Below are 17,084 nucleotides of genomic sequence, written 5' to 3'. Positions count from 1 at the left end.
TTCAGTTCGCGGACCGTGCCGGGAAGGCGGTGGGCCGCAGCGCCGCGCACTGCTGTTGGGCCTGCCGCCAGGTGGCCTCGTCGATCCCGGGCGGCTTCGGCAGCTCCCCGCCGGCCAGGCCGGGTGGCATCCCGCCGGGCACACCCGACGGCATCGCGGCCCCGGGCGGCAGGGACGGCAGCCCGGACGGAACCAGGCTTGGCGCCCCCGAGGGAAGGCCCGGCGACGCGCCGGACGGCGCCCCCGGCATGCCTACCCCGTGCTCCGACAAGCAGGACAGGTACGCCCCGACCGGTGAACCGGTGCCGGAACTGCCGTTGCCGTCCCCGGTGTCGCCGGAACTGCCGCCGCAGCCGGCGATTCCGGCGAGGCCGAGAACGAGAACGGCCGCGATCGTCAGTCGCCCGCTGCCGCGCATCAGTTCTTCTCCTTGGTCAGGTCATAGACGGTCTGCCCGCCGACGGTGGTCGCCGGGAAGGTGTCCTGCACCCACCGGGTGATCTCGGCGGCGGCGCCGGCGCCGCCCATCGGTCCGGCGGCGCCCGGGTACGGACCGGCGCCAGGCACGCCCCCGCCGGGTGCGGCTCCGCCAGGGGAATCGGCGCCGGCGAACGGAGGCCGGCCGCCGGGTCCGCCCCCGATGCCGCGGGAGGCGACGAACCAGCGCACCTTGCGCTCGGCCACGTACCGCTGGAAGTCGGCGAGGGTGGGCGTCGGGTCGCTGCCGCTGAACCCGCCGATGCCCATCACCGGCCGCCCGGCGGCCAGTTGCAGGCCGGCGGCCTCGCTGGTGGTCACGGTGGCCGCGGCCCAGGTCGTGTCGGTGTCCCGGAGCAGCCCGGCGATCTGCTCATCGACGGCGCCGCCCAGGCCCGGCATGCCCGCCGGGCCGCCGCCGGGCAGCGCGGGCATGCCCGCCGGGAGCTCCGTCCCGGGCGGCAGCCGCAACCCGCCGGGCCGGCCACCGGCTCGGCCGGTCGCCGGTCCGGCGGTCGGGATCGGCCCACCGACACCCGAGGACGCGGTCGGCAACGCGTACGCGACGCTGCCCAGCAGGCCGGTGACCAGCGCCGCCACCGCCCCGACCACGGCCACCCGGGGCCGCCGGCGACCGGGGATGAGCAGCGCGACGGCAGCAACGACCGAGACCACGACCAGGACCGCGCGCAGCGCCGGATACCATTGCGGCGTCCGGTTCAGCAGGACGAATCCCCACGCCCCGGTGGCCACCACCATGGCGAGGAGCCCCAACCGACCCGGCACCCCGGACCGCCTGGCCCACAGCTCGTGCGCGCCGATGCCCACCAGGGCGGCGATCGCCGGTGCCAGCGCGACGGTGTAGTACTCGTGGAAGATGCCGGACATGAAGCTGAACACCGCTGCGGTGACCAGCAGCCAGCCGCCCCACAGCAGCAGCGAGGCGCGGAGGCGGTCGGTGCGCGGCGCCCGCAGGGTCAGCGCGAGGCCGGCCACCAGCGCGATCAACGCGGCCGGCAGCAGCCAGGACACCTGACCGCCGAGGGCGTCGTTGAACAGCCGGGTGACGCCGGTGCCACCGCCGAAGCCACCCATGCCCCCGGCCGGTAGCTCCATCCCCGGGGGCAGGTCCAACCCGGCCGGGGGTTGCACTCCCCCGGGGGAACCGTTGCCGCCGGGGTTGCCGTCGCCGCCGAGGATCCGGCCGAGGCCGTTGTAGCCGAAGGTCAGTCCCAGGACGCTGTTGTCGGTCGAGCCGCCGACGTACGGCCGTCGGGACGCCGGCCACAGCTCGACCGCGGCCACCCACCAGCCGGCCGTGACCAGCAACGCGGCTGCGCCGGCGAGCAGGTGTCCGACCCGCCGCCGCCAGTCGGTCGGCGCGGCCACCAGGTAGACCAGCGCCAGCGCCGGCAGCACCAGGAACGCCTGGAGCATCTTGGTCAGAAAGCCGAACCCGAGGGCGCCGCCGGCGAGCATCAGCCAGCGGACGTCCCCCTCCTCCACCGCACGGACGGTCGCGTACGCGGCGAGCACCAGCAGCAGCACCAGCAGCGCGTCCGGGTTGTTGTAGTGGAACATCAGCACCGCCACCGGGGTCACGGCCAGCGCCGCCCCGGCCAGCAGTCCGGCGGCCGGGCCGTGCCAGCGGCGCACCGTCGCGTACAGCAGGGCGACCGAGGCCACCCCGGCCAGCGCCTGCGGCAGCAGCATGCTGAACTCGCTGAATCCGAGCACCCGCCCGGACAGCGCCATCAGCCACAGCGACGCGGGTGGCTTGTCGACGGTGATGAAGTTCGCCGCGTCCACCGAGCCGAAGAAGAACGCCTTCCAGTCCTGCGTGGCGGACAGCACCGCGCCGGCGTAGTAGGTGTTGGCCCAGCCGCGGCCGGTCAGGTTCCACAGGTACAGCACGGCGGTGGCCGCCAGCAGGACCATCAGCGCGGGTCGGGCCCAGGCCGGGTCCGTGGGCCGGCCGCGCAGCAGTCGGCCCGCTCGAGTGGGCAGCAGTCGCCGCAGCCGGGCGGGCGCGGGGCGTCCGGAGTGTTCGGCGCGGACGGCGGTCGGGGTGGACATGTCGGAGACTCCCGTGGGCGCAGGATCGGGGACTGTCATCGGGCGGCCCGGAAGACCCAGGACCGGAACAGCAGGAAGCGCAGCAGGGTGGCCGCCAGGTTGGCGGCGGTCAGCGCCGCCAGCTCGATCAGCCGGGGCACCGCCCCGCTGCTCAACGCGCCGAGCAGCGCCAGCGAGCCACTGGTCAGGGCCAGGCCGAGGGCGAAGATGAGCAGGCCCTGCGCGTGGTGACCGGCGGCGCCCCGACGGCCGCGTACCCCGAAGGTGACCCGGCGGTTCAGCGCGGTGTTGCCGACCGCGGTGACCAGCAGCGCGATCAGGTTCGCCGGCTGCGCCGGTACGGCGTTCCGCAGGAGGGCGTAGAGCAGCAGGTACGCCAGTGTCGAGGCGACACCGATCGCGGCGAACCGGACCAGTTGTCGGCCCAGCCCGACCGGCACGCCGGGCGCGAGCGGTTCCCGACCCAGGTCGTGCCGCAGGTCGGAGATCGGCAGGCGGCCGGTGGCGAGCGCTCGGGCCAACCGTCCGATGCCGCTCAGGTCGTCCAGGGCGGTGCGGACCACGTCCACCCGGCTGTCCGGGTCGTCGACCCAGTCCACCGGCACCTCGTGGATGCGCAGTCCCGCCCGCTGGGCGATGACCAGCAGTTCGGTGTCGAAGAACCAGCCGGTGTCCTGGACCAGCGGCAGCAGCCGCCGCGCGACGTCCGCCCGGATCGCCTTGAACCCGCACTGTGCGTCGGAGAACCGGGCGCCGAGGGCGCCGCGCAGGATGAGGTTGTAGCTGCGCGAGATGAACTCCCGTTTCGGACCTCGGACCACCCGCGAGCCGCGCGCCAGCCGGGTGCCGATCGCCACCTCCGAGTGGCCGGACAGCAGCGGCGCGACCAGCGGGAACAGCCCGGCCAGATCGGTGGAGAGGTCCACGTCCATGTACGCCAGCACGGCCGCGTCGGACTCCGACCAGACGGTCCGCAGGGCCCGGCCGCGGCCCTTCTGCTCCAGCCGCACCGCTCGAACGCGGGGCAGTTCGGCGGCGAGCCGGGCGGCCACCGCCGGGGTGTCGTCGACGCTGGCGTTGTCGGCGATGGTGATCCGGAAGGAGTACGGGAAGCTGTCGGTCAGGTACCGGTGCAGCCGGCGTACGCACGGCTCGAGGTCGATCTCCTCGTTGTGGACGGGGATCACCACGTCCATCGCCGTCACCAGGAGGTCGATCTGCCGAGCTTGCCGGCCGGCCGAGGTCGTCTCGGGCATGCGGCCAAGCCTCGGGCCGGGTTCTGAGAGACCTCCCAGGCCGGAGTAAGAATTGTCTAAGAATGCTGGCCGTCACCCCCGGGGCTGTTCCTATGGTGGAGCCCGTGACGTCCCGTTACCGGGTCCTCGTGGCCGACGACGACCAGGCCGTACGCGACTCGCTGGAGCGGGCGCTGCGGTTCGAGGGGTACGCCGTCGAGTTGGCCCGCGACGGCGTCGAGGCGCTGTCCCGGGTGACCAGCGACGCCCCGGACCTGCTGGTGCTGGACGTGATGATGCCTCGGATGAACGGGCTGGAGGCCAGCCGACGGCTGCGCGCGGCGGGCAACCGGACCCCGATGCTGATGCTCACCGCCCGCGACGCCGTCGGCGACCGGGTCGCCGGCCTGGACGCCGGCGCCGACGACTACCTGGCCAAGCCGTTCGCGCTGCAGGAACTGCTCGCCCGGGTACGGGCACTGCTACGCCGCACCGCCGCTTCCCGGGGGCAGCCGGACGTGGCCACCCTCGGTGCCCTGCGGGTGGACCGCCGCTCCCGGCAGGTGGTCTGGGACACCACCCTCGTCGAGCTGACGCGCACCGAGTTCAGCCTGCTGCAGACCCTGATCGACCACGCCGGACAGGTGCTCACCCGGCAACAGTTGTTCGAGCACGTCTGGGGTTACGACCTGGACCGCAGCTCCAACAGCCTCGACGTGTACATCGGCTACCTGCGACGCAAGCTGGAGGCCGCCGGGGCGCCCCGGCTCGTGCACACCGTCTGGGGTGTCGGCTTCGTGCTGCGCGAACAGCGGTGACCCGGCGACGACGCCGGTCGCTGCGGACCCGGCTGACCCTGCTCACCGCCGCAGCGGTGACCGCGACCGCGCTCCTGGTCTGCGCGCTGGCCTTCGCGGCCCTGTCGAACACCCTGCTACGCCAGGCCGACCAGGAACTGACCGCCCTGTCCCGGGGCCCGGCGGGCAGCATCGACCCGGCCACCATTCCCGGCATTCCCGCCAATCCGCTGGACGGCCCGGACATCGTGCGCATCCAGGGGCGGCTGCCCGACGGCCGAACGTTCGCCGGACCGCCGGACAGCACGCCGCTACCGTTCGGTGCGCGCGAGCAGGCGGTGGCCGAAGGGAGCGTGTCGTCCGCCCGCTACACGCTGAGCAGTCCGCAGGGCCGGTTCCGCGTGCTCGTGGTCCGGGGCGCGGACGGCGCAACGATCCAACTCGCCCGCTCGCTGGCAGGTGCGGATGCCACGCTGCGACAGGTCGGGGCGTTGATGGTGGCCCTGGTGCTGGGCGCGGCAATGCTGGCCGGACTGGCCGGACGGCTGACGGCCACCACCGGCCTCGCCCCGGTGCACCGGCTCACCGGCGCGGCCACCCGGATCGCCGACACCCAGGACCTGGCCCATCCGATCCCGGTCGACGGCGACGACGAGGTCGCTCGGCTGGGCCAGGCGTTCAACCGGATGCTCACCGCGCTGGGGCGGTCCCGGCAGTCCCAGCAGGAGCTGATCGAGAATGCGGCACACGAGCTGCGTACGCCGATGGCCAGTGTCCGGACGAACGTGGAACTGTTGATCCACGCCGGTGAGCGACTCGCCGGCCGGGACCGCGCGGCGCTGCTGCGGGACCTGGACCGGCAGACCGTCGAGCTGTCCGAGCTGGTGGGTGACCTGGTGGCGCTCGCCCGCTCGGCGGGAGTGGACGAGCCGGCGGCGCCCCTCGACCTGGCCGAGGTGACCACCGGCGCCATCGACCGGGCCCGGGCCCGCACCCCGTACGCGGAATTCTCCCTCTCGGCCCGGCCGCTGCCCCTGGTCGGACAGGCCGCCGCGCTGGAGCGGGCGGTGGTCAACCTGCTCGACAACGCGGTCAAATTCGGGCCGCCGGACCAGGTGGTCGAGGTGGCGGTGCGGCTCGGTGCCGACGGCGCCGCCGAGATATCCGTGGCGGACCGGGCGCCGACCGTGCCACCGGAGGAACGCGAACGGATCTTCGGCCGGTTCCACCGACTCGAAACCTCGCGCAGCGTACCCGGGTCGGGCCTCGGACTGGCCATCGTTGCCCAGACCGCGGCCGGCCACGGCGGGACGGCGACGGTGCGGGCGCGCCACGGCGGCGGCAACATCTTCACGCTCCGGCTGCCCACCACCAGCCCGGGCGCGGACTAACGCGCTGATGCACGCCGGCCGGGTCGCGTTCGAAGGCACGCCGGCCGAACTGATCGACCGCGCAGAGGGATCCGGCGACGCGGCCCTGGATCGCGGGTTAGCCACCGTGCTGTCGGCGACGAGGTGTCCGCGGCCGCCGTTTTCCTCGCCGGGGTGGCGGTGACAGCCAGCCGGGTGGACAGCCGGACCCGTGACTATCAGCCGCCATCCGCAGCGATGCGGTAGCCGGCACCCCGGATGGTCTCGATGGCCGTCCGCCCGAACGGATGATCGATCTTTTTCCGCAGATATCCGACGTACACCTCGACGATGTTGGGATCGCCGTCGAAATGGGCGTCCCATACGTTCTCGATGATGGAGGTCTTGCTCATGGCCTGGCCGCGGTGGCGCATCAGGAACTCCAGCATGGCGAACTCGCGGGGGGTGACCGGCACGGTCGTCGTGCCGCGGCTGACCCGCCGTTCCGCCGGGTCGAGGGCCAGATCCCCTGCCGTGAGCACGGCTGGACGCTCGGGAGCACCCCGACGCACCAGGGCACGCAGCCTCGCGATGAGCACCACGAACGAGAACGGTTTGATCAGGTAGTCGTCGGCTCCGAGGTCGAGCGCGTCGGCCTGGTCGTACTCGCCGTCCTTGGCGGTCAACATCAGGATCGGCGTCCACACCCCGCCACTGCGCAACCGCCGGCACACCTCGTATCCACTCAACCGGGGAAGCATGATGTCCAGGATGATCGCGTCGTACGCGCCGTGCGGCCGTTCCGTCGCGCACCACAGCCCGTTCGCCCCGTCATGTACCACGTCCACGGCGAACCCCGCGGCGACCAGGCCGTCGCGGATCGTTTCGGCGAGGTTCACCTCGTCCTCGACGACGAGCAGGCGCATGGCGGTCCCCCTTCTGCGCCAGCTTGCCCGGCCAGCCTGAACGTTCGCTGAAGACCGCAACGGACCTGGTCGGCCGCCGGATACCGTGGCGCCCATGTTCGCTACGCTGCGCCGCCGGATGGGGGTCCGCCTACGGTCCGCGCTGGCCGCTGTCGTCGTCGTAGCCGCCGCGACCCTGCTCGCCGGCGCGGTGCTGCTGACCACCGCGCGTGCGATCCTGGCAGACAACATCAACAACGCCGCCACCGACAAGCTCGGCCAGGTCGCCGCGGCAGTCGAGAACGGCTCCGACCTGACCACATTCCTGCGACCCTCGGTACGCGAACGGGCGATCGTGCAGGTCATCGACGCATCGGACTCCGTCGCCGTCACATCCGAGCCCGATGCCGGCCGGGAACCGATTTCGGCGCTGCGGCCACGCCGGGGCCAGCACAGCCAAGAGGTACGGCGGCTGCCGTTCGCCCACGACGAACCGTTCCGGATTGTCGCCACCGCCGTGAACACCCCCACCGGCACCCGGACCGTGCTGGTCGCCGAATCCCTGGAAAGCGTCGACGACAGCACTGAAGCAATTCTCATCGCCCTGCTGCTCGGCCTGCCCATGATGGCTCTGCTGGTGGGCACCGCCACGTTTCGGCTGGTCGGTCGCACCCTGCGACCAGTCGAGGCAATGCGGCGCAGAGCCGCCTCCATCACCTCGAAGAACCTCGACACCCGCCTGCCCGTACCCGCCGCCGACGACGAGATCGCGGCGCTCGCCTCGACCATGAACACGATGCTCGACCGCATCGAGTCCGCGGCGACCGCCCAACGACGCTTCGTCGCCGACGCCAGCCACGAACTGCGCAGCCCGCTGGCCACCGTGCAAGCCAGTGCCGACCTGCTCGACGCCGCCGAACTGCCGGAGGTCCAGGCCCGCTCGGTGGCCCGGATCCGCCGGGAAGGTGACCGAATAGCCCGGCTCGTCGAGGATCTGCTCCTACTGGCCCGCATCGACGACCACCGGCTACGGATCCGGCATGACGACGTCGATCTGGATGACCTCGCCTACGCCGAGCGCGAACGGATCACCGTCGAACACCCCCACCTGACCATCCACGCCAGCATTGATCCGGTACGGGTGACCGGCGACACCGAGGCTCTCCAGCGGGTCCTTCGTAACCTCGTCGACAACGCCGCCCGGCACGCCACCACGACGATGTCGCTGGCCGTGCGCAGCAGCGGCGACACCGCGGAGTTGGCCGTCGGCAATGACGGACCACCCATCGCGGCAGCCGACCGGGAACGGATCTTCGACCGCTTCGTCCGTCTGGACGACAGCCGCTCCCGCCGCGACGGCGGCACGGGCCTCGGACTACCTATCGCCCGGGACATCATCGCCGCACACGGCGGCACCCTCACCGTCGACGACCTCACCGACGGCGCCACCCTGCGAATACGGCTGCCCCTGCCCACCACTGCCCCACCGCCCGCGCACCCCGCCGGTGCGCAGAATCGGCCGTGCCGGGCAAATCCACCACCACCGTCGGCGGCGTCCACGTCAAGCGACCGGGTGCCGCGGCCGGCCAGCTCACCCTGAAGAAAGGCTGAATCGGCCCCCGGGCGGACCGCTGCCCAAGCTCCTAGGCTGGCCGCATGCACCTGGATCGCCGGAACGCCCTGCGCGCCGCCGCGGCGGTGGCCCTCGGGCTGACCGCCAGCTGTGACTCACCCCGTACCTCTCCCGGCACGGCGGTAGCCCCCACCGGCCAAGCCGCGGCGCCCAGCCCACCGGCCGGCGTTCCCAGCGCCATCGCCAGCCAGCGTGACTGGCCGGTCGAGATCGCCAACGGCCCCCGCGACCGACCGAACGTGGCTCTCACCTTCCACGGTCAGGGCGATCCGGCGCTGGCTCGCCAACTGCTCGCCGAACTCGAACGCGGGGGCGCCACGGTGACCGTGTTCGCCGTCGGAAGTTGGCTGGCGGACCAAGCGGCGATGGCGCGCCGTATCCTCGACGGCGGGCACGAGTTGGGAAACCACACCGAGAACCACCGCAACATCGCCGGGATGGACCCCTCCGCGGCGTTCCGGGAGATCAACGATTGCGCCCAACGGTTGCGCCGGCTGACCGGGTCGGTCGGCCAGTGGTTCCGGCCGTCCCAGACCCGGCACGCCACCGCGATGATCCACGCCCAGGCCGCCCGCGTCGGCTACCCCACCTGTGTCTCCTACGATGTCGACTCGTTGGACTACACCGACCCCGGGCACGCGGCGGTCACCCGCTCCGTGCTGCGCGACACCCGGGCCGGTTCGATCGTCAGCCTGCACTTCGGCCATCCGGGCACGCTGGCGGCGATCGGTCCGATCCTGGACGGGTTGCGACAGCGGCGCCTGCGGCCGGTGACCATGAAAGAGCTGACGGCGTGATCCTCGGCACCGCATGGCGCCGCGGGCTGGCCGCCGGCCTGGCCGCGGTTTCGGTCTCCGTCGGCGCCGCCTGCACCAGCACCCACCCCGCCCCGGCCGAGCAGCCGGGTGACGACAGCCTCATGCGGACCATGGCGCCAATGACGGGTACGCCGAGCGCCTGGCCGTCCGCGAGCACCGGCCCGGAGGGTCCGCTGCCCGGTATGCCGCCGCCGCTGGACCCCCGCGACCTGTACGCGGCGGACCGCCCGAACCTGCTGGCGTCGGCCGTCTCCCACGACCCGCAGCGGGTCTACGTGCCCAACAATCAGGGTGCGAGCGTGTCGGTGATCGATCCTGGGTCCTACCGGGTGATCCAGATCGTGCCCGTGCCGGTCAGCCCGGAGCACGTCGTGCCGTCCTGGGACCTGCGCACCTTCTGGGTGAACAGTGACCGGGGCAACGCCCTGACGCCGATCGACGCCGCCACCGGCCGGTTCGGCAAGCCCGTACCGGTCGAGGACCCCTACAACCTCTACTTCACCCCCGACGGCAAATGGGCAATCGTGATGGCCGAGGCGAAACACCAGATCGTCTTCCGCGACCCGCACACCTTCGCGGTGCACCGGACCGTCCCGGTCAGCTGCCAGGGGGTCAACCATGTCGATTTCTCCCCCGACGGTCGCTACTTCATCGCCAGCTGCGAGTACTCCGGTGATCTGCTCAAGGTCGACACCGAGCGGGAGAAGGTGATCGGGCAACTGCACCTGAGCGGCGAGCACCCGATGCCGCAGGATGTGAAGATCTCCCCCGACGGTAAGACCTGGTACGTCGCCGACATGTCGAGCTCCGGAGTCTGGATCCTCAATGGTGACGCCTTCACCAAGCCCCGGTTCCTGCCCACCGGAGCCGGCGCACACGGCCTCTATGTGAGCCGCGACTCGCGCTTCCTCTACATCACCAACCGCGGCGAGGGTTCGATCTCCCTGCTGGAGTTCGCCACCGGGAAGCTGGTGGCCAAGTGGCAACTGCCCGGCGGCGGGAGCCCGGACATGGGAGGCCTGTCCGCCGACGGCACGGTGATGTGGATGTCCGGCCGCTACGACGGCGTCGTCTACGCCATCGACACCCGGAACGGACACCTGATCCGCAAGATCAAGGTCGGCGCGGAGCCGCACGGCCTGCTGATCTGGCCACAACCGGGCCGCTACTCCCTCGGCCACACCGGCATCATGCGCTGACCCGCTACGCACTTGGCTACCCCCGAAGCTCTCGTCGTCGGCGTCCTGCAGAGCATCACCGAGCTGTCTCCCGTCTCCAGCCTCGGCCACCGCGTGCTGCTGCCGGCCCTGCTCGGTGCCGGTGGGCCCGCGACCTCAACGTCTCCACGCCCGAGTCGCCGTACCTGGCCTTCATCGTCGGTCTCCACGTCGCCACCGCGCTGGCCCTGCTGATCTTCTTCTGGCTCACCGGCTATGCCGAAGACCTGTCTCGTCGGGCTACCACGGCTGCTCTCGCAGCCGGTACACGGCCAACACCAGCCCGGATGAACCGCCTCACCCGCCGACCCGACCAGGTACGCCGCGCGGGTCCAGCCACCCGCGTGCTGGCCTGCGGCCGAATGGAACCGGCCATCCCGAACGAATGCCCGGGATGGGCCGGTATCAACGGTGACAGGTCAGACGCCGTCGAACCGGTTGAGCGTCTGGGTCAGCGTCGTCAGCCTCTGGGCGCAGTCAGCCCGGCTCGGGTTGCCGGCCCGCAGCGCGGTCAGCACATCGTCGATCTCACCGTCGAGCTGGTGCCATTTGCCGGGGTCGCGGGGCTTGAGCCCGGCCTCGGCGTCGTCCCAGCTGACCTCGAGGTCCTTGACGCGCGCTTTGCCACCGGCCAGATCGTTCCTGGCGACCGATGCCTGCACGTCGCGGACGATGGTGGCGAACCGACCGAGGTTACCCAGACGGGTGGTGGGATGCGGCTGCTTCCCCGCCGGCGCGGCTGCCCCATTGCCGGCGCCCGGCCGGCCGGCCGCGTTGGCGCCCTGGTCGGCGACGGTATCGGTGGACCCGTCGCTCTGGTTCGAGCCGAGGCTGCTCAGGCCCAGGCCGATGATGGCGATCGCCGCGACACCGGCCGCCGCCCAGGCGTAGTCCGGTCGGCGGCCGCCGAGCGGACCCTCGCCCTTGGCGGCCACCCCATGCCGGTTGGCCAGCACCTGCTCGCGCCCCACCAGAACGAGGATGACCGCGAAGAACAGCAGGCTCGTTTTGCTTGCGCCCAGGTCGAGACCGCCGAAGTCCTTCGACTGAGTGAGCAGGTCCCCCAGGGACGCGCCGAGCGGCCGGGTGAGCACGTACGCGATCCAGAAGGTCAGCACCTGGCCGGCGCCGGCCCGGTTGGCGAGCCAGGTGAGCAGGATGAGGCCGCCGAAGATCAGGGTGCCGTTGCGGAACCCCAGGTTGAGCGCCTCGGTGGCCAGGTCGCCGGCGGCGGTGCCGAGCGCGAAGGTGACGAGGATCGCGGCCCAGTAGAAGCCTTCGCGGCGCGGGGTGTCGATCGAGGTGATCGCCAGCGTCCGCTCCTGGCGGTACCAGACCACGAAGACCACGGCCAGCACGACCGAGAAGACCGCGGTGCTCAGGTAGAGGCTGATCCCGAGGGTGTCGGTGAAGAAGTCGGTGATCTGCGTACCGACGATGCTGATGAGCACCACGCACAGCCAGTAGATCCACGGGGTGTACCGGCGCGTCCGAAACTGGATGACCAGGGCGACGGCGAGCACCGCGAACATCATCACGTCGGTGACGGCCGGCCCGAGTCCCACGTTCACGGAGAGGTAGTCGGCGAAGGTTTCGCCGATGGTGGTCGACAGCACCTTGATGACCCAGAACGTGGCGGTGATCGCCGGGACCTTGGTCAGCCAGCCGCGGGTAAGCGTTGCTGGAGCGGCGGGGTAAGCCATGGATTCTCCACTCGATACTCGGGTGGCCGCGGACAAGCGACCGGTACGGTCACAAGATGGTGCATCCCGCCTGAAGCCTTGCTGAAGATCACGCCGGCCGTTGGGCAGGCACAGCGGTCATGCGCATTCGGTGGGTAGGTCCCGACCGTGACAGCGCCGGAGAAGATCCAACGCTGCGGAGCCGTCCAGGTACGGTATGACCTGCCGTAGGGCGCGGGAGTGCTGTCCAATCCGCTTGCCGATCGTCCGGCGGGAGCCCGCGCCCTCGGGAACTGCCTGCAGAGCGCCCAGGTCGCACGCCACATAGAGGCACCCCAGCGACGCCCGCGTCGTCCGCCCAAGACGATCGTCCTCACCGCTCACGGTGGTGGTGAAGCCCGCTTCGTTCTTCCACGCCCAGAGCGCAACGTGAATATGTAGGCCCGGGCGGTGGTAGGCCAGGCCGCTATCGGTCCGCTCGGGCCCCAGGAAGCCCCATTCATCGACCAGGAAGGCGAAGGAGGCTGGACCCTCTTCCCAAATTGCCTCGACATGGCAGGCACGAGGACTCACATGCTCAGTGTGCCGCCACGAGCTGCCCCACACCTCACGTCAGGCAGCCAGCGGGTCTCCTCGCCGGGTGGGCAGCCGGGTGCGGCCGGGGTGACGGCGCGCCTGGCGAGCTCGGTGGCAAACTCACGAATCAACGTCGGCAGCCGTCCCGACTCGTCCCGCCGCAGAGATGCTGCGCCGGCTCACCCGCGGCGCACCAGCACGACGCCAGCAACGCCGCACCTTCAACTCACCCAACTGACACCGATGTCAAACACCCACGACGGCTTCCTGCGCGGAGGGAATCTCACCAAGCCACGCTCGGCCGCGGCAGGACCGAGCCAGCCGGTCGGCGACCGCATCGTCCTGCGACGCCTGAACGGCCCGATCCGCCAGGGTCAACACCGCGGCGAGGTCGCCGCCGTCGGGCGAGCGGTGTCGCTCCGTCATGGTCTCCCCTACCTTGTCCTGACCGCGCGCGACGCTGGCGTCGACGGTTGCACCAGGGGTGCGCTCACCGGTGACCGCGCACCACAGTGACCCGGTTGGGTCGCCGCATGGGGCGCCAGCGGCCGTAGGCGCCGAGTTTCTCCTTCGCGTTTGCCAGGACCCATTCGCAGTAGACCACCTTGCCACCGCCGTCGAACCACTCGCGTCGTTCGATGGGCCAGCTCATCAACCACTCGAACCACTCCGCAGCCTCGTCGACGAGCGATGCCGGTGATCCGCCGTACTGCATCGCGGCCTGTTCGGTTGGTCGGAAGTCAAACGGCTCAGCGAAGTCGATGCAATTTCCCACGATCTGCGTCCCGTCGAACACGACACCGAAGGACAGCAGCGCGTGATGCGACACCGGGTCGTCCAGGTGCACACCGGCCAGGAGCCGGCCTGCGCCGTGATGATAGGACAACGTGTCCGCCGGGTCACACGACCAGGTACCGCCGGCCGCGCGAGCGCGCAGCCCCGTCAGGAAGACGCGCTCGGCCGGGTTGAGAGGCTCCTCCTCAAGCGAGTCGTCCCAGTACTCGAACCAGTCCTGCGGGTCGCTTTCGCCCGATCCGGAATCCACACGCCCTCCCGTTGTGACCCTACCGGCCCAGGAGGTGGGCCTGCCGCGACAGTCGGCGCGGCGGGCCCACCTCATTTCCGGGCCGATCTAGAACCAGCTACTCACCTTGTCGCCGGTCCAGCCATACAACGTGGAAGGGGTGCCGATGCGGTTGCAGACCTGCACCGGAGATGGGGTCCAGCAGTGGCGCCAACACCAGGTCGGGCCCGCCTTCACCGTCCTGCGCAACGTGGCCACCGGCAAGTGCATGGGAATGGACACCAGCAACCCCGGCCGGGTGCAGAGTTGGACCTGCCAGGACAACGCAGACCAGAGCTGGCTGATCCTGCCGCTGGGTTCCGGTCAGTCGGGCCTCAAGGTCCAGAGCACCCAGATGTGCCTGGCCAGCACCCAGCAGTATCCCGGCGGCTCGGTCGAGGTCAACGACTGCGGCTCATTGGAGCAGGCGATGTGGCGGTTGTCCGACAGGTGACTCGAGATCGACGTACGGTGTCACCGGTCCGACCCGATCCTGGAGAATCGATCAATGCGGCACGTGGGGATCCTGGCACGCAGCACGAACGGTGCGGCGCCCTGCTTTCTTGACTACTGCAAGGAAGGCCTCCGCGTCGAGCGGATGGATTGGTGATCCTCGGCCTCCCCCGCCAGCACGGCGAGCGGGTGCGCGCCGACCGCTGTGCTCAATTCCGGGCGACGTGAGTCCAACCACGCGGCGCGGTCAACCGACGGCCGAGCGGGCTAGCCTCGGCCCCGACCGGTCAGCGAGCCGACTGTGAGGACGACCACATGCGCGCCACCGTGATCCACGGTCCCACCGACATCCGCGTCGAGCAGGTGCCGGACCCGACTGTCCGGCAGCCCACCGACGCCGTGGTGCGGGTGGTGCTGGCCTGCATCTGCGGTAGTGACCTGTGGGCGTACCGGGGAGTCGCCAAGCGCGAAGTTGGCCAGCGGATCGGCCACGAGTTCCTCGGCGTGGTCGATCAGGTCGGCGCCGAGGTCACCACGGTGCGGCCCGGCGACCTGGTGGTGGCCCCGTTCGTCTGGTCGGACGGCGTCTGCGACTTCTGCCGGGAGGGCCTGCAGACCTCCTGTCCGCACGGCGGCTTCTGGGGCTCGGGCGGCTCCGACGGCGGTCAGGGCGAGGCGGTCCGGGTCCCGTTCGCCGACGGCACCCTGGTCGGGCTGCCCGCCGAGGCGGCCGGCGACGAGCGGCTGCTGACCGCCCTGCTGACCCTGTCGGACGTGATGTCCACCGGGCACCACGCCGCGCTCGCCGCCGGGGTCCGTCCGGGCGCCACGGTGGCGGTGGTCGGCGACGGCGCGGTCGGCCTGTGCGGGGTGCTCGCCGCCAAGCGGCTGGGCGCCGAGCGGATCATCGCGCTGGGCCGGCACCGGGCTCGCACCGACATCGCCCGCACCTTCGGCGCCACCGACGTGGTCGCCGACCGCGGTGACGCGGCCGTGGCCGCCGTCCGGGAGTTGACCAAGGGGTACGGGGCGCACGCCGTGCTGGAGGCGGTCGGCACCGAGGAGTCGATGCGTACCGCGATCTCGGTGGCCCGCGACGGCGGCGCCGTCGGGTACGTCGGCGTGCCGCACGGCGGCAGCGCCGGGGTGGACATCAGCCAGATGTTCGACCGCAACATCCGCCTCGGCGGCGGGGTCGCCCCGGCCCGGGCCTACATTCCGGAGTTGATGGCCGACGTGCTGGCCGGGCGGATCGACCCGTCCCCCGTGCTGGACCGCGCCGTGAGCCTGGACGAGGTGCCCGAGGGATACCGCGCGATGCACGAACGCACCGCGCTCAAGGTGCTGATCAAGCCCTGACCACGCGCCGCCCGGGCGGGTTGGGCCGGTCACCTCGGTGTGGGAGGGTGACCGGATGGATCACCGACAGGTATATCTGGCGGCAGCGGAGGCGTTCGTCGAGCTTGTCGGGCGGATCCCGGACGATCGGTGGGATCGGCCGGGGCTGGGTGTGTGGACCGTACGGGAGCTGACCGGCCATACCGTCAGCGCCGGTCTGCGCGGTGTGCTCACCTCCCTCGCCCAGCCGGCGCAGCGCTGCGATCTGCCCTCGGCGGCGCGGTACTACGCGCTGGCCCGGTCGGTGGATCCGGCGTTCTACCGGGCGGCGGTTGCCGCCTCCGAGGATGACGCCCGGCGCCAGGCAGCGGCGCTGGGCGAGCAGCCGTCGGCCGTGGTAGGGCCGCTGCTGTCCGAGGTGGCCGCCGTCCTCGGCTCGGCCGAGGGCGGCGCGTTGGTGCAGACGCCGGGGGGCGGGATGCGGCTGGCGGACTGGCTGCAGACCCGGACGCTCGAGCTGGCGGTGCACGGGCTGGACCTCGCCGGCGCCGCCGGCGTGCCTGCGGGCATGCCGAACGAGGCGCTCGCCGAGGCCTCGGGCCTGGCGGCGCGGGTCGGGGTCGAGGTCGGCGACGGTGCCACCGTCCTGCTGGCGCTGACCGGACGGGGCGGCCTTCCCCCAGACTTCTGCGTGCTGTGAGGGCGGGGCCATGGCCATCTCCGCACACCTGGCCCGGCTGCGCAGCGCGATCGGCCACGAGTTGATCCAACTGCCGTCGGTGTCCGTCATCGTGGTGGACGAGGACGGCCGGGTCCTGCTGGTGTCTCACGCCGGGAACCGGGACGGTTGGGCGGTGCCCGGCGGCGCTGTCGACATCGGCGAATCCCCGGCCCAGGCCGCCGTGCGGGAGATCCGGGAGGAACTCGGCGTCCAGCTCAGCCAGCCTCGGCTGCTGGACGTGCTCGGCGGCCCCGACTACGAGGTGACCTACCCCAACGGCGACCGGGTCGCCTATGTCACCGCCGTCTACCAGGCAGCTATCTCCGACGGGACACCGGTCCCCGACCACGAAGAGATCAGCGACCTGGACTGGTTCACCCCGCGACAGCTCCCCGAGGTTGACCTGAACCGGTTCGCTCGGGCGGTGCTGCGGGCTACCGGGCACCTGGACACAGGACGGCAGTGACGGCTACCCAAGGACAGCAGGAGGCACGGCAGCGCGCGCCGACACCGCTTCATTATCCGCTGGCGGCCTGTTGATCGACATCGGTACGATCTCGCGCAAGGGTGGGACCTGTAGCGCAGGGGTAGTCGCGCCGCTTTCGCAGAGCGGAGGATGCCGGTTCGAGTCCGGTCGGGTCCCACCCCCGCCGGGTGGCCGGTAGCGCAGCGGTCGACGCGCCGCACTGCTCGTGCGGAGGACGCCGGTTCAAGTCCGGCCCGGCCACACCCGGGCGGCCAGGG

16 protein-coding genes and 2 tRNA genes are annotated in these 17,084 nt (G+C 71.5%); 11 read left to right on the top strand and 7 right to left on the bottom strand.

The window, feature by feature from the left end; genetic code table 11:
- Nucleotide 1: 1 nt before the first annotated feature.
- From ACFFHU_RS09455 to ACFFHU_RS09445, 3 genes are read right to left on the bottom strand one after another with little or no spacing between them, the layout of a single operon-like run.
- Nucleotides 2-418, bottom strand: a complete 417-nt coding sequence (locus tag ACFFHU_RS09455) for a hypothetical protein (protein WP_377337364.1) — start codon at nucleotides 416-418, stop codon at nucleotides 2-4.
- On the bottom strand, nucleotides 418-2,553 hold the full coding sequence (locus ACFFHU_RS09450) for an ArnT family glycosyltransferase (protein ID WP_377337363.1): 2,136 nt from the start codon (nucleotides 2,551-2,553) through the stop codon (nucleotides 418-420). The genes ACFFHU_RS09455 and ACFFHU_RS09450 overlap by 1 nt, the downstream gene beginning before the upstream one ends.
- Before the next feature lie 35 nt (nucleotides 2,554-2,588).
- Complete coding sequence (locus ACFFHU_RS09445; protein WP_377337362.1) at nucleotides 2,589-3,809, bottom strand: bifunctional glycosyltransferase family 2/GtrA family protein; 1,221 nt, start codon at nucleotides 3,807-3,809, stop codon at nucleotides 2,589-2,591.
- A 92-nt stretch (nucleotides 3,810-3,901) separates the two neighbouring features.
- On the opposite strand from ACFFHU_RS09445, the gene ACFFHU_RS09440 reads away from it, so the two are divergent.
- A complete protein-coding gene (locus ACFFHU_RS09440) occupies nucleotides 3,902-4,606 on the top strand; it encodes a response regulator transcription factor (RefSeq protein ID WP_377337361.1) in 705 nt (234 codons plus the stop codon).
- Nucleotides 4,603-5,976 (top strand): HAMP domain-containing sensor histidine kinase, encoded by a 1,374-nt coding sequence (locus tag ACFFHU_RS09435; protein WP_377337360.1) that lies wholly within the window; start codon nucleotides 4,603-4,605, stop codon nucleotides 5,974-5,976. The genes ACFFHU_RS09440 and ACFFHU_RS09435 overlap by 4 nt, the downstream gene beginning before the upstream one ends.
- 197 nt (nucleotides 5,977-6,173) lie before the next feature.
- On the opposite strand, the gene ACFFHU_RS09430 is transcribed toward ACFFHU_RS09435, so the two are convergent.
- A complete protein-coding gene (locus ACFFHU_RS09430; protein WP_377337432.1) occupies nucleotides 6,174-6,860 on the bottom strand; it encodes a response regulator transcription factor in 687 nt (228 codons plus the stop codon).
- A 94-nt stretch (nucleotides 6,861-6,954) separates the two neighbouring features.
- Between ACFFHU_RS09430 and ACFFHU_RS09425 the strand changes: the two genes are divergently transcribed.
- Genes ACFFHU_RS09425 through ACFFHU_RS09415 form a run of 3 tightly spaced genes read left to right on the top strand, consistent with a single transcriptional unit; the run spans nucleotide 6,955 to nucleotide 10,489 of the window.
- Nucleotides 6,955-8,439 carry a sensor histidine kinase gene (locus ACFFHU_RS09425; RefSeq protein ID WP_377337359.1) on the top strand — a complete coding sequence of 495 codons (1,485 nt, stop codon included), beginning with the start codon at nucleotides 6,955-6,957 and terminating at the stop codon, nucleotides 8,437-8,439.
- Nucleotides 8,440-8,495: 56 nt separating this feature from the next.
- Complete coding sequence (locus ACFFHU_RS09420) at nucleotides 8,496-9,269, top strand: polysaccharide deacetylase family protein (RefSeq protein ID WP_377337357.1); 774 nt, start codon at nucleotides 8,496-8,498, stop codon at nucleotides 9,267-9,269.
- Nucleotides 9,266-10,489: a YncE family protein gene (locus ACFFHU_RS09415; RefSeq protein WP_377337356.1), complete on the top strand. Its 1,224-nt coding sequence runs from the start codon at nucleotides 9,266-9,268 to the stop codon at nucleotides 10,487-10,489. Before ACFFHU_RS09420 ends, ACFFHU_RS09415 begins: the two co-directional genes overlap by 4 nt.
- Nucleotides 10,490-10,926: 437 nt before the next feature.
- Here ACFFHU_RS09415 and ACFFHU_RS09410 read toward each other — a convergent pair whose 3' ends face one another.
- The 3 genes from ACFFHU_RS09410 to ACFFHU_RS09400 all read right to left on the bottom strand — a co-directional run bounded on the left by ACFFHU_RS09410 (nucleotide 10,927) and on the right by ACFFHU_RS09400 (nucleotide 13,810).
- On the bottom strand, nucleotides 10,927-12,210 hold the full coding sequence (locus ACFFHU_RS09410) for a COG4705 family protein (RefSeq protein WP_377337355.1): 1,284 nt from the start codon (nucleotides 12,208-12,210) through the stop codon (nucleotides 10,927-10,929).
- Between the two features lie 801 nt (nucleotides 12,211-13,011).
- Nucleotides 13,012-13,191, bottom strand: coding sequence for a hypothetical protein (locus tag ACFFHU_RS09405; RefSeq protein ID WP_377337354.1), 180 nt, complete (start codon nucleotides 13,189-13,191; stop codon nucleotides 13,012-13,014).
- 64 nt (nucleotides 13,192-13,255) lie between these two features.
- The gene (locus ACFFHU_RS09400) at nucleotides 13,256-13,810 is read right to left on the bottom strand and encodes a hypothetical protein (protein WP_377337353.1); all 555 of its coding nucleotides are present in this window, start codon (nucleotides 13,808-13,810) and stop codon (nucleotides 13,256-13,258) included.
- A 145-nt stretch (nucleotides 13,811-13,955) separates the two neighbouring features.
- Between ACFFHU_RS09400 and ACFFHU_RS09395 the strand changes: the two genes are divergently transcribed.
- The 6 genes from ACFFHU_RS09395 (at nucleotide 13,956) to ACFFHU_RS09370 (ending at nucleotide 17,068) form a co-directional block, all read left to right on the top strand.
- Complete coding sequence (locus tag ACFFHU_RS09395; RefSeq protein ID WP_377337352.1) at nucleotides 13,956-14,282, top strand: RICIN domain-containing protein; 327 nt, start codon at nucleotides 13,956-13,958, stop codon at nucleotides 14,280-14,282.
- 314 nt (nucleotides 14,283-14,596) lie between these two features.
- Nucleotides 14,597-15,640: a zinc-dependent alcohol dehydrogenase family protein gene (locus ACFFHU_RS09390; protein WP_377337351.1), complete on the top strand. Its 1,044-nt coding sequence runs from the start codon at nucleotides 14,597-14,599 to the stop codon at nucleotides 15,638-15,640.
- A gap of 55 nt (nucleotides 15,641-15,695) precedes the next feature.
- Complete coding sequence (locus ACFFHU_RS09385; RefSeq protein WP_377337350.1) at nucleotides 15,696-16,319, top strand: maleylpyruvate isomerase N-terminal domain-containing protein; 624 nt, start codon at nucleotides 15,696-15,698, stop codon at nucleotides 16,317-16,319.
- A gap of 10 nt (nucleotides 16,320-16,329) precedes the next feature.
- Nucleotides 16,330-16,806, top strand: coding sequence for an NUDIX domain-containing protein (locus tag ACFFHU_RS09380; RefSeq protein ID WP_377337349.1), 477 nt, complete (start codon nucleotides 16,330-16,332; stop codon nucleotides 16,804-16,806).
- Nucleotides 16,807-16,910: 104 nt separating this feature from the next.
- Nucleotides 16,911-16,983 (top strand) — tRNA-Ala (locus ACFFHU_RS09375).
- 12 nt (nucleotides 16,984-16,995) lie between these two features.
- Nucleotides 16,996-17,068 (top strand) — tRNA-Ser (locus ACFFHU_RS09370).
- Nucleotides 17,069-17,084 lie beyond the last annotated feature (16 nt).

Origin of the sequence: Plantactinospora siamensis, from assembly GCF_042434095.1 — a bacterium.
Taxonomy (GTDB): Bacteria; Actinomycetota; Actinomycetes; order Mycobacteriales; family Micromonosporaceae; genus KBS50.
This window is presented reverse-complemented; position numbering and strand designations above follow the sequence as displayed.